Here is a 14309-nt window from a genome sequence, read left to right on the forward strand (position 1 = left end):
AAAGGATGTGAAAACGATAATGAAGACTCCCAGAGAAATATTTGTAAATATTAAAAAAGTCAATTATAAATATTTACAAAGTAAAATGCATAACAAGTTTTCTAATGCAGGGAAAAGAGTAATTGCTTCCATTTTCGTAATTATTATGATTTTCACATTACTTCCACCCATAAATATAAATGCGGCTTCAAATAACAGTCAGACTGCGTATGAAAATATTTCTGAATTTCAGAAAGCAAGATGGGCAGAAATTGAAAACAAGGTTTTTGGTGTTACATCTTTGGAAGAAACAGCAGCCAATTTGGTTAATCAAAATGTTTTAGACAATAATAATTTTTTTAATTGGACTTCGACTAATTTAACCAAGTGGAACGGAAACAGTACAGCTGTAACATCATCATATAACCAAGTTTACAACTACAAAGATGTATATACTGATTATTCTACTTCTGCTGAGGGGGTTAAAAAAAATCAGGAATCCTCAGTAACATATAAAGTATATGATGTAAGCACACCACAGCAGTTTCGCTGGGCTATGGAGCAGTGTGTATCTACAACTGATAATACAACCAATATAAAAATAAATATTAAAAATGACCTTGATTTTAACGGCCAGGGTAATAAACAATGGACCCCTCTTAATAGGAGTGGTGGCAATAGTGCGACTAACTCAATATATATTGAAGGAAACGGACACACTCTTTATAATTTAAAAATTTATTCTGCTTCAGGTGCAGTCGGTTTGTTTGGCAACTTGAACAAAAGACTTATTGTTAAAAATATGGGATTTCGTTCGTCCATGGTTTTGGGAAAAGGTAACTGCGGATTAATTTATGGTTATTTTGGTTATGCCTCTCCAAACAGAAATCATGGAATGACATATATTTACAATGTTCATTCCGATAGTGCATATATGCAAAGTGATAACGGAAAAATAGGAGGACTTGTCGGTGAAAATTCTGCTGCCGGCAATATGTTCATAGAAAACTGTTCAACCCAAAATTATTATATATACGGATTAGATCATATTGCCGGAATTGCGGCATATACACAGCTTGCAGATGCGTCATCTGTATTTCCGTCGGTAAAGTATAATGCAGAGATGCCGTCAACCCCTGAGGCATTTGTTTATCAGCCTGAAACAACAACTCCTGTTTATCCTGTTGTTATTGAAAATTCTTATTCTGTTGACTGCGAGTTGTTTTCAACAGGTTCTGACTCAGGGTCTTTTATTTCTTGCGGTCAGTCATTGATTGTTCGTAACTGCTTTACTAACAATACGATTTACGCCGGATATAATACGGGCGGTTTTATAGGACGATGTGCCTATCCTGGAGATTCTCGACCTGCAAAAATGTATGATGACGCAGGACAGCGGAGTATAGGCAACTACTTTGAAAATTGTTATAGTACCGGTATTGTTGAGGGTAAAAGTGCAATGGGAGGCTTTACCGGACTTGATAATACATACAGAGCATTACAAAATATTTATGCTGATCCAACAAAGGTTTACAGTGCAAATTCATTGACGTGGTTTAAATACGGAAGTACTGAAGGTAGTACAAGAAGTATTCATAACAGTACCGAGGCAGGCTCAACAGTCTATAAAAACTGCTATTCAACAGCTATGGTAGGTATGGACTATGCAGGTAAATATATTGGCGGATTTATTGGTTTGGATGAAAACTATACATTAGGTACAACCGTAAATATAAACGGTGAAAATGTAACTGCTAACGGTTCTTTCTATATAAATTGTTACGCTGCAGGTGAGGTAGGCAACATTCTTACTGTTACTAATAAGGATAGAGCTGAAACTTTGGAAACATCTTATCTGAGCAATGATGAGGGAAGAGACACCAGCGACGATATACTTGATTATTATCCGACAGGCGGTTTTATTGGGGTAATAAGTCCCGATGTGTATTGGTACGAAAAAACATACGGCAATATGCTGCAATTCAACGGCGTAAATATTTATAAAGATATTACATATGCTTCTGTTTTGCCGGAGGAAATAAAAAATTATAACTTCGGATATTTTGAAAACTGTTTCTATGATATGCAGACCACAGCAATGCACGAAATGGCTGTGGGTATGCGCAATGTTAAGGCGTTCAAAGATAAAAATGTTGAGAATAAAGATACTTTCTCGCTAACAGGGATAACAGGTATTTATACCGAAGCCTCAGAAATAAAAAGGATGGACGGCCTTACCGACTTTCCAAGCGGTCCTAACGGTTATGCTATGGATAAAGACGGTTCAAACAGCGCTGTGTGGAATTATGTAACAGATTATTATCCTCAGTTAAAGATATTTATGTTGTTTGATTTGGATGGCAGCGGAAACCTTGCGACCCTTGACAACAAGGCAATTCCTCTTAGTACCTCTCCGTTTTACATACCCGAAACCGAAAGCACAACTGACGGTTCCGAATCGCATGAGGTTGCAGGTTTTGACAGCAAAAGTGAGATTATAACTGCATATCGTTATTCCCAGGCCTCCACAGCGACTGTTTTGCTTAATCACTGGGACTACCGAATGAACACTGCCAGTGGTGGACTTTCAACCGATAATGACTGGGCTTGTGCAGTTGAGGATAATAAGCTTACCTATAATGAAGCAACAGGTTATTTTGAAACCACATATAATAGCCTTGCCGCAGGTGAGTATGAGTTTAAAATTCAGGCAAACAACTCAATGGCATATAATTACGGTGCTGATAAGTTTGACGGTAAAAACTGTGTACTTAATGTTCCTTCCGAAGACTGTGATGTAACAATTAAATTTAAGTACAATGGACTTCGTTCAAATGATTATCAAATTTACGCTGTAATGAAAAATTCCGAAGGTAACTGGATTGATGAGAACGGCAATACTACTGATACTGAAAAGTTAATTTTACTTGGCGGAACAGAAACTCAAGTTGTTTCGGAGGTCTGGACAATTGCCGGAAGTTTTCCATACAACGGTTGGAATGTTACTAATACCGATTGGGATATGCAATTAAGCGGTGAGTCTGATGTTTACACGCATACCCATTATATTGAGCCTGACAAGGATTCCGACGGCAATTTTGTTCCTACAACATATCAGTTTAAAATTGCAAAAGACCATAAATGGGACGAAAGCTATGGTGTAAGCGGAAAATCTGATAATATGGGATTTACGCTTACAAAGCCTTGCAGCGTTACCTTTAAGTTTAACAGCAAAACGCATATAACCACAGTAACGGCTGATAATCCTGATTGTATTACTGATATTTCGACCGAAGAAAAAGTTTCATTTGATTTTAAAGGATATTCTGTAATCGGTCAGCAGTCCTTGACAGGATATAACTGGCTTCAGGCGGGAAGCGAGTTAGCTGCTGCAGAAAAAGGCAGAATGACCGAAACCGCTACAGGTTCGGGCATATATAAGGTTACATTTGATAATGTCAAAATGAACCAAAACTATGCTTACAAGGTCATTAAAGATGCAGTTGATGAGGGCTCAAACAGCTATTTTTATATTAATCCTCATACTGAAAACGAAAATGCAGTGTGCAGTGTAACCTTTACTTATAATTCTATGACGGGTGAAACTACAGTCAGTGCTAAAACAGCCGATTTGCCGGATGAAGAGTTTGCTATGCAGTCTCTTCAGGCTACTTATTATACTGTTTTAGGCTCTGAGACTCTAACAGGCTATCATTGGCTTGGCGATCAGGATCACCCTAAAGACCAATCCGAAGAGTCAAAAGAGCAGTATCGTCTTTCAGCAATCAGAAACGGAAGAATGGACGTTGTTCCGGGTACATCGCTTTACCGCAAAACCTTTCAAAATATTCCTGCGGGTACATATGAATTTAAGGTTGCTGCTGACGGCTCGCTTGATTTAAGCTGGGGCGAAAATGACAGTACCGAAAATTATAAATTCGAGCTTAAGGATAGTGCTGATGTAACAATTACATTTAACCAGGCGAAGGGTATGATTTCTGTTTCTACCGACCCTGCCGAATCTCTCGACACAAAGGTATATGTTGTTACGGGTACGGAAAATCTTATGGGTGAAACCTGGAATACTGAAAATGCCGTTATGACCTATAACGAGGAGGACGGTGTATATGAATATATAAAGAGGGGTGTAAAATCAGGCGATAATTACGCTTTTAAGGTTATTGAATATGGCAACGACAGCGGAGATAACATTTCATTTTATCTCGGCGGCGATAAAAGTGAGTATGATATAAGGTTTACCTATAATCCTAAAAATGATATTACCTTGTTTTACGCACTCGACACAGAAGATGGCACGGACGTTTCGGATAGTGTTATAAAGGAAGTACAAATAACTTCTTACTCTGTTTTGGGTGATAAGGGGCTTACAGGCTACAATTGGCTGGGACTTTTGGACAATGGTAAGCCCGGTGAAAAAGCCGATGAGATTGCGGCTTCTGAGGCGGGCGCAATGACCCAAAATCCGGACGGAACATATACCAAGGTGTACACTGACATTAAGGTTGGCAGGAACGGTGAGACATTAAGCTATCCATTTAAGATAGCAGCAAACGGAAACTGGGATTCAGGCATTTCCTACGGTGACGGAACTGGCGATAACTATTACCTTCTTTTAAACGGAGATATGTCTAATGTCAGCGTGTGTGATGTTACTATAAATTTTGATCCGAGTACAGGTAAGATTACTGTTGAAACATCTCCTGCGGATTGTAACCTTACAGATATTGACGACAGCAAGTTTACTTGGTATGTCGTAGGCGATTATCAGCTGGTATCCTTTGACAGCTTTAAAGCACCTACTACTGTTTATGATACAGTTCGTGACATTACTTCGGGTTTTGAATTCACCTCGGGTAAGAACAGCGGTGAGCGTGGAGTTACATGGCAGATAAATTCTGAACGCAACAGTATCAGTGAGTTTTACAGCAAACTTGGAAACGGTACGGGCTTTAGTCTTGATTACACGGTTGACGGCAATAATTCTACCGGAACATTTAATACGCCGGTTGTAGATTTGTTGGTTGATGTTCTTAAAGATGAATATATAGGTGCAAGACCGGATGATAACATTGCGCATTATTATGTTGACAGCTTTATGCCGGGCAAGCAGTGGCTATCAATTTCAGCCTTGGGCTACGGCTACAGTCAGCAATATAATGACTGGAAGTCAAACTATTTGGCTTATATGGCTTATCTTGATAATTTAGAGAAATTTGAGGAATCAGCTGAAATTTACTACAAGGTTCTCAGCGGCAGTACATTTAACGGTGCTTCTATAAATGATCAGTCAACGCTTATAGCGTATATGAAGTATTTAAGGGACAGTGGTGACCCTGAAAAGGTAAGCTACTATAATGATCTTGTGAACGACTATGGCGACATACTTGCATATTACCAGATTATTGAGTCCCCTGTAAGCGATCCGGGTGTATCACCGACAGTAACGGATCAGAGTGTGGTCGGTTCTCGTAACCTGCGCTTGATTCCTACTGTTTATCTTGAAGCAGGCAATGATGCCGAGGTGTCTGTTTATGAGAACAGCGGCAGTGAAGCTGAGGCAAATTCAAAGAATATCGTAAGGTATGACGAAAATTCTTCACCTGATGTTAATTTTACCAATATTAAGGATAACGGCTTTTCATATTATAATTTTGCTTTTACAGCCGGATATGCAATAACCGATAAAATCGGACTTGGCATTTATGATAACTACATAAATCAGGGAAGAACATCGGGCAATTATGGTATCAAAAAGTTTAATAACACGTTTGAAAGAGAACAGGATACTACTGATGAGCGTACATATGGCACATACTATGCTATGACATCGGCATTTACCGAATGTTCTTCTTATGTTGATACCGCTTCAGAAAATATGGGATTAATTGCAGATTCACTTGTAAAACAATCTGTAATCGGAAGCTCATATGACTATAATTCTGATACAAATCCTGATGCAGAAAACAGGCAATACGGACAGACAATTGTAAAAATATACAGGGTAAATGACGAAGGCGTTAATTCAAAAATAAATATGAGTGCTTCTGCAAACGAAAATTCAGCCGAGTACATAAACTATCAAAAATGGACAGGTCAGACGAAATTTACTGCCGATGACAGGGGTTTATACAATGTTGTATTTTATTGGGCTTTATCCGACGGCAGATATTTATCAGACAGTAAGCTAGTAACTATAAATGTATTGCAGCCGGGTATTACAAAGAAGGTTGATGTAGTTTATGATGATGCAGGCGACGGTAATACTCTGACCTATAATGTTACTTATACAAACTCCGATTTTTCATCTCCTGTTACCTTTGCAATTCTTGATGTTCTTCCGTATCTTGGAGATACTCGTATAGGATATGGTGATGAGTCTGTTTCGGGAACAACAGGCAGTGATGTAAGCTTTAATCTTAAATCTTTAAAAATCACTCAAAGCGGTGCTGCTACTATTAGAGGAGTGTATTACTCGCAGGACAAAAATGTGAGAAATTATCTTACCGGCAGTTCAGGGGCGGCGACTAACGCAGCGGAAAATCTGAATGTTGACGGAGAGGGATTGATTAATCCGACCGGTTCTTCCTGGAAAAATATAATCAGAGCAGATGTCGGTGGCGGAGGTACATATACTCCTACAAATGCAAATAATGTTACTGCAATAAGCGTATCGGGCGTACAGCTTGCTGTGGCTGAAAGCATTACAGTTTCAGTTACGCTTGAATATAATGGTAAGGCGAACGATGTTTATGTTAACAACACTTTCTTCTATGCAAGAGATACTGACCAGAATATAGGTATGAACGGTTATTCAAAGCCTGTAACTACGACAATTGTCGGAAGAAGTCTTAACGGTTATGTATGGCTTGATAAGGATATTGACGGTTTTGTTGATGAAGCTGAGGAGCGTTTAAAGAATGTTACAATGTCACTTTATCTTCTTGAAGAAGGCACGGATAATTATGCTGATACGGGCTTAACAACAATTACCGATGATAGCGGCTATTACAGCTTTGACAAGCTGTCTTCGGGTACCTATAAGGTTGTAATTCTAAAGGAAAAGAATGAAAAAATAAACGACAAACGGTTTGAAGACTATGAGCCAACAAAAAAATTGCTTGAGGCAAGAACCGAAACGGTTGTAGGCTCACGAAATCTGGCGTCTGCTGATAAAGATGATAAAGAAAATATTACATCATATAATGTCAGCACTATTATGCCAAGTGCAGCAGAAATTTACCGTGGAAGCTATACAAACAAAATTAACGCTGTATGTGATGGCTTCAAGTATGCTAAGAGCTATTTGAATTTCGGTATTATAGACAGTGCCAGCAAGTGTTCAATCACCTTGAACAAGCTTGGTGAGGACGGCAACCCGCTTAACGGAGTTATATTCAAGCTTGAGCATTTTGATACTGATACAGGTAAATGGATTCTCGTAAGCTATGATGAAAACGGATATATAATCAAGGACTCTTCTGAAGAGGGAGAGGGTATGAGTTCATTTACAACAGGTGGCACAATGCCGGACGGTTCAAAGTCTGACGGAATAATAGTATTGCCTAATCTTCCTGAGGGTAAATACCGTATTACTGAGATAAGCACTGTTGAGGGTTACAATTTGCTGGCAAGCTCTATTGAGGTTGAGTTGCCCTACAAGCTTGCAGTAGGTGTTGATAACAACAGCATTATATCTACGCCATCAGAGCCATCCTATACGGAAAACGGTTATAACTACTATCGAGATATAACATTTACAATCACTAATACTACAAATCTAAATGATTTGCTTCCGCTTACAGGTGTAAACGAATTTAATTGGCTGATTATTGCAGGTGTTGTATTGGTATTAGCAGGAGTGGGAATTTTCTTCTTTGTATCAAAAAAGAAGAAAAAATCCCCTAAACATTCAGCATAATTCTGCTGTAGTTAATTTTGTTTAATGGGGCTTGCAAATGCCCGTTAAATCATAAAATAAAAAAATAAGGAGGAATAATTTTATGAAAAAATTTGCAGCAATTTTTATTAGCATGCTATTAGTTGGGGCTATGATGTTCAGCACAGTAGCTTCAGCAGCATCAGTGCTTGACCCAACGAAAACAACAGGTACGCTAACCCTCACAAAGTATGAGTCTGATAGCGACAAGAGTAAGGCTGTAACAGGTGCAGAGTTTACTGCATATCAGGTTGCACAGCTTACATCTGACGGTACTTTTAAGGCTCTTGACGCTTACAAAGACGTTAGTGTAACAGTAGGCGAAACAGCATGGACTCTTGACAAGCTTATGCAGCAGGACGACTACTCAACAGACAAAACAACAGGCGGTCTTACTTTTACAAGCACAGACATTTTTGAAAAGATGATTCCTGCTTTGCAGGCTGTTGCTCAGAATGAAACTGCTCCGCAGACAGGCCTTACTTCAACAGAAAATCCAGCTGGTACATACACATTCGGCGATATGCCAATCGGTGTTTATCTTGTTGCAGAAACAAAAGTACCAAAGGGATACACAGTTGTTTCACAGAGCTTCTTGGTTTCTATTCCTGAATGGGACGAAACAACCAAAACATGGAACTACGATATTACTGCAAGCCCTAAGGATGCTCCTGTAAGTCCTGACAAGGCTATTGTAGGTCCTACTGCTGAAGGAGAAACTAATCCTACACTTCTTGATGAGGATACAGTAGCAATCGGCGACAATGTTCCTTATCAGGTAACTGCTAATCTTCCATTCTACGGCGATTCACTTCCGACATCATGGACAGAGGCAACAGTTTTATATCCAACTCAAGAGAAGTTTGATACAACTGTAGCAGGCATAAAATATGCCCTTACCGATACAATGTCAAAGGGACTTACATTTAATAATGACCTTGCAGTTGTAATTGACAATGGTGGTACACCCGTAACACTTACAAAAGATACTGATTACACACTTACAACAACAACTGATGCTTCAGATAATACAGTAATAACAGTTGATTTTAAGTGGGCAAATATTAACCAGTATCAGGGTAAGAAGATCAAATTTACATATTCTGCAACTGTTAACGAGGATGCTGTTGTAGGTCCTAACGGCAACAAGAACAGCGTTAAAATTACATATGATAACGACCCTCAGGTTGAGTCTGATGATGTTGATACAGAGCCTGATGAAACAACTGTTTACACATACGGTATGGATCTTACAAAGACATTCAACGGCGCAGCTGCTGACGGCACAGATATTGACGCAAGCGGAGTTGAATTCAGCCTTTCAAACGGTGGCGAAAAGCTCTGGTTCATTACAAGCGAGTCAGGCAAGTATATTGCTTACGATGCAAAGATGACAGATAATCCTGCAACTGCTGATGATGAATCAACCGAGCCTGCTGAAGGTACAAAAGTTACAATTGACGGGGTTAAATATACAATTACTCAGGCACTTAATCCTACAAAGACAGGTTCTCTTGCTGTTGATGGTCTTGATGTTGGCACATACACACTTGTCGAGGAAAACAGCATTGAAGGCTTCAGCAAGCTTGCAAGTGATGTTACAATTGTTGTATCAGAAGAGAAAACTGACGGCAAAATCACAGGTAAAGTAATTGCAACTGTAGGAGATACAACACTCAATGTTTCAGAGACTAACCTTGGTAAATTCCTCTTTACAGTAAACAACGTATCAAAGCAGTTTGATCTTCCGCTCACAGGTGGTACAGGTCTTCTCCTGTTCACAATCGGCGGTGGCATTGTGATGGCAGTTGCTATCATTATATTTTCACAGCTTCGCAAGAAGAAAGCAACTGATAAGTAATTGAAATTATTGTGTTTTCATTTTTAATTTTATAATTTTCAGTGATTTGGGAGAACAGAGAAATCTGTTCTCCCAGGTTCATATCTATAAATAAACTTTTATTGTGTATTTCCGTATTGCGTGGCTGAAAGGGGATGCAAAATGAGAAAAATATTAATCGGTATAGTCGGGGCTATTGTACTGCTTGCCGGATTAACCTTGATTTGCTATCCTTTTATAAGCAATTATCTTATGAGTCAGAACCATAACAGTGAAATTGCAGAGCAGGAGGCTGCAGTGGAAAGAGCTGACGACAACACTTTGGATGAAGCATTTGCACGGGCGGAAAAATACAATAAAGGTTTATTGGGGAATGTTGTGCTTACTGACCCGTTTGATCCGGGATTTCAGCAGGAGAGAAATGTTGAGTATGAAGGTCTGCTCAATTTAAATAATGATTCAATTATGGCAAGTATTGAGATACCGCGAATTAATGTTAAGCTTCCGATTTATCACGGTACAAGCCAGGATACGCTTTTAAATGGCGTAGGTCATCTGCAAAAAACATCACTTCCAATCGGTGGAGAGGGTACTCATTCTGTTCTTACAGGACATACAGGACTGTCTTCTGCAAGACTGTTTACTGACTTAAATAAGTTGGAAAAGGGTGATGTGTTTTATATTTATGTGCTTAACAGAACTCTTGCCTACAAAATTGACCAAGTCAAGGTGGTTGAACCCACGGATACAAATGATTTGAAAATAAATTCCGAGGAGGATTATGTAACTCTCATAACCTGTACTCCCTACGGCGTAAATTCCCACAGACTGTTGGTAAGAGGTACAAGAATACCCTATGAAGAAGCTAAGACTATTGTTGAAAATACAGCCCCTGTAGAAAGTACATGGATGCTTGAATATAAAAAAGCACTTATTGCAGGAGCTGTGGCGCTTGTATTAATTATTATAATTTTTATCATTATTAAGCAATTACTTTCCAAACGCAGAAAACATAAAGAAGATTAAGGGTGATTATAAGGGTTTATGAGAGGCAGATAATATGAAAAAAGTTATAACAGTTATTATCTTTATTGTTTTGATGGCGATAGGAATCGGTATTATCGGTTATCCTCTGGCGAGTAACTTTTTAATGAGTATGAATTCGGACAGCGAAGTACAGACATATTTAAGTGCTGCATCAAATTTAGACTCTGAGGAATATGACAAACAGCTTGCTCTTGCACAAGAATATAATGACAGTCTTAAGGGGAATTATAATATAGGCGACCCGTTTGGTAAAGAGATTGAAACTGACGATGAATATTATGATTTACTGAATATTGACGGGACTTCTGTTATGGCTTGTATTGAAATTCCTGCACTGAAAATCAAATATCCAATTTATCATGGTACAAGTGATGATGTTTTAAATAAAGGTATCGGTCATATGAGAAATACATCTTTGCCGATAGGCGGAAAGGGTACTCATACTGTTTTAACGGGACATACGGGACTTTCAAATGCAAAGCTATTTACTGATATTGATAAGCTTGAAGAGGAAGATGTGTTTTATATATATGTTATGAATCAGACCCTTGCTTACAGCATTGATCAAATTAAAGTTGTTGAACCGTCTGATACATCTGATTTAAAAATTGATGACGAAAATGATTATGTAACCCTTGTTACCTGTACACCTTACGGACTTAATACTCACCGCTTGCTGGTAAGAGGTACTCGTATACCGTATGTTGAATCTAAAAAAGAGGCTCAGCCTTCACGGGTGGAAAAGAGCACATACAACGAGGAATATATGTCGGCCATTATTATCGGCGGTTTAGTAATGACAGGAATATTATTCATTTACGTTTTAATAAAGATTGTTTTACGCATATGCAGAAAGAGAAAAAATAATGAATAAAAATATAATTAAAATTTGTTCATATGTTCTTGTAGCGTTAGTTTTTATGTTCGGATTGATTATATATTTATATCCGATCATTTCGGGGTATATATCGGAGAAAAATTCTGCAATAGTAATAGAAAATTTTGAAAATATAAGGAAATCCGTACAGAGTGATGCGCAGGCAGATGACAACAATTCCGGCAACACAGAATTGTCTGAAGAAGAGAGAAAAAGTAATACTGCTGTTGATACAACCGATAGCGAGAAGTACAATGAACTGTATAAGGAGATGCAGGAGTATAATTACGATATTTATAAGAACGGACAGAAAGGATTGTGTGATGCTTGGTCATACGAGCAAGCAAGCGTTGACCTGTCTGAGTTTGGGTTATATGACAGTGCAGTTGGCGTTTTGAGAGTGCCGAGAATGAACGATTTAAATATGCCGATTTATCTGGGAGCTTCAGGAAATAATATGTCAAAGGGAGCAGCTCAGCTTGGAGAAACCTCAATGCCGATAGGAGGCAATAACACAAACTGCGTTATCGCAGGTCACAGGGGCTGGAACGGAGCAAGATACTTTCTGGATATCGAACAAATGCAGATAGGGGATATGGTGTATATTGACAATCTCTGGACTACGCTTTCATATGAAGTATGCGATATTAAAATAATACAGCCGGATGATATAGATGAAATTTTAATTCAAAAGAATAAGGATATGGTTACACTTATAACTTGTCACCCGTATTGGGCGAGTACCTATAGATACGCTGTTTTTTGCAGCAGAGTAAGTTATGATAATAATTCAAAGCTGCAAACAGAGTCAACTGCTGATAATAAAGAGAATGAGAAAATTCAGCAAGAGGAAAATCTGTATGCGACAGAAGAGAGTGATAATTCGGAAAAATACAAAAGTTCAGAAAGTACTATTTTAATTGAAAGAATCTCCTATATAATGGTGCCGATTTTTTTACTTGTTATGACATTGGTGATAATTCTACATAGGCGGGTAAAGATGAATAGAGAATAAGCGGTTATTATTCTTAACAAAATGGCAAAAGGTCGCAAGTATAGAGCTTGCGATCTTTTGTTTTTTAGAAATCATATAAGAACGCACAACAACAGTAAATTTCAATGCAATACTATAACAATGCACTACAAAGAATGAAGAAAAAGCAAATTCCAAGAACTAACAAGATGAATAAGCGGTTATCAGAAAATATCTACTATGAAACTGTGCTTAGAAGATGATATCATCAAGCTATATCAATTAAGTATAATATATATGTGCTTGGGATATTAAAACTAAAAGATGATAATGTAGATGTATATTTTACTTCCGATTTTAATAATTCTGTTTGGGTCAAACTGCAGGTGTAAGATAATAGTAATAATACTATCGGAGCAACAGGTGCTATTAAACCGGGAGAATATGTTAAATCTGTAACGCTAAACTCTGAAATACAAAAAGGTGAAATTGTACAACTTAAAGGTTTTGGTTATGAGCCAGAAACGTATTATAGTGCGGGTTCTGCGAGTATGAATACGACAATTGAATTAGAATAAACAGGTGATTACACAAATTTGGTGTAAAATACTATAATCAAAATATTATGACTTTAAATGAAATATATAATACCTTTAGAAATCAATAGATTTAAAGCAACCGGAGAATAATCACGAAAAATCAATTTTAAAGGTAATATGCGAATTATTAAGTGAATATAATAAGAAGTTAAGAATAGAGATAAACCTCAAAGCTGATTTTACTAAGCACTTTGCAATCCCCTGCACAAATGGAAGTATACATAATCTCATACTTCAGAGCATAAGAAAATTAGAATGAAAAAAAGCCCGATAAAATCGAGTTTTTAGTGGTGCGGGTGACAGGAATTAAACCTGCACTCCTCTCAAAATCATAACCTAAATTTAGTTCGTCTGCCACGTTTATTTTACCAGTTCATAAAGTTTTACATCACAAAGTTCATCAGAACCCCATTTTGCGATTGATTTATCATAACCGACAAATCGTAGTCCGCATTTCTCCATAACTCTGCCGGAAGCAGGGTTATCAACGTGGTGTGCCGCAGTAATTTTTGTAAATCCATTACTAAACAACTCATCAATCACAGCTTTGAATGCTTCAGTAATATAACCTTTATTCCAATGCTGTTTTGAAAGTACATAACCGATTTCAGCAGTTTTGTTATCGTCGGTAATAGCTACAACATCAATTGCGCCTATCGGTTCGTCATTATTCTTTTCGGTTATTGCCCAGCGATATTCAAAACCGGATGCGGCTTCGTTAAGATACATATTCAAAAGCCAAGCTGTGGTATCTAAATTTTCGTGTTTGTGCCAATGACAGTATTTTGCAACATCTTCATCACTTGTCCAGTTGCGATACATCATTTCAGCGTCACCTTCTCTAAAAGGGTGTAAAATCAGTCTGTCTGTTGTTAATGTACTCATTGAAATTCCTCCTTCTTGTTTATAATATAAATTAAGCCTTTCGTAGGTTATGCTAACCTGCAAAAGGCTTTTGGTGCGGATAACAGGACTTGAACCTGCATGAAATTGCTTTCACATGGACCTGATGATTACAACACTTCGGTGTATTAATT

6 protein-coding genes are annotated in these 14309 nt (G+C 37.9%); 5 read left to right on the forward strand and 1 reads right to left on the reverse strand.

Features of this window, described 5'->3' with window-relative positions; genetic code table 11:
- Nucleotides 1-145: 145 nt before the first annotated feature.
- The 5 genes from GMA13_RS01565 to GMA13_RS01585 all read left to right on the forward strand — a co-directional run bounded on the left by GMA13_RS01565 (nucleotide 146) and on the right by GMA13_RS01585 (nucleotide 12715).
- Nucleotides 146-7918, forward strand: coding sequence for a SpaA isopeptide-forming pilin-related protein (locus tag GMA13_RS01565; RefSeq protein ID WP_255882436.1), 7773 nt, complete (start codon nucleotides 146-148; stop codon nucleotides 7916-7918).
- 82 nt (nucleotides 7919-8000) lie between these two features.
- Nucleotides 8001-9797: a SpaH/EbpB family LPXTG-anchored major pilin gene (locus GMA13_RS01570; RefSeq protein ID WP_255882437.1), complete on the forward strand. Its 1797-nt coding sequence runs from the start codon at nucleotides 8001-8003 to the stop codon at nucleotides 9795-9797.
- Nucleotides 9798-9938: 141 nt separating this feature from the next.
- A complete protein-coding gene (locus GMA13_RS01575) occupies nucleotides 9939-10802 on the forward strand; it encodes a class C sortase (RefSeq protein ID WP_255882438.1) in 864 nt (287 codons plus the stop codon).
- A gap of 34 nt (nucleotides 10803-10836) precedes the next feature.
- Complete coding sequence (locus GMA13_RS01580) at nucleotides 10837-11697, forward strand: class C sortase (RefSeq protein ID WP_255882439.1); 861 nt, start codon at nucleotides 10837-10839, stop codon at nucleotides 11695-11697.
- Nucleotides 11690-12715, forward strand: coding sequence for a class C sortase (locus tag GMA13_RS01585; protein ID WP_255882440.1), 1026 nt, complete (start codon nucleotides 11690-11692; stop codon nucleotides 12713-12715). Before GMA13_RS01580 ends, GMA13_RS01585 begins: the two co-directional genes overlap by 8 nt.
- A gap of 917 nt (nucleotides 12716-13632) precedes the next feature.
- On the opposite strand, the gene GMA13_RS01590 is transcribed toward GMA13_RS01585, so the two are convergent.
- Nucleotides 13633-14157: a GNAT family N-acetyltransferase gene (locus GMA13_RS01590; protein WP_255882441.1), complete on the reverse strand. Its 525-nt coding sequence runs from the start codon at nucleotides 14155-14157 to the stop codon at nucleotides 13633-13635.
- Nucleotides 14158-14309 lie beyond the last annotated feature (152 nt).

It is taken from the genome of Ruminococcus sp. zg-924 (assembly GCF_024433635.1).
In the GTDB taxonomy this organism is placed as follows: Bacteria; Bacillota; Clostridia; order Oscillospirales; family Acutalibacteraceae; genus UBA7067.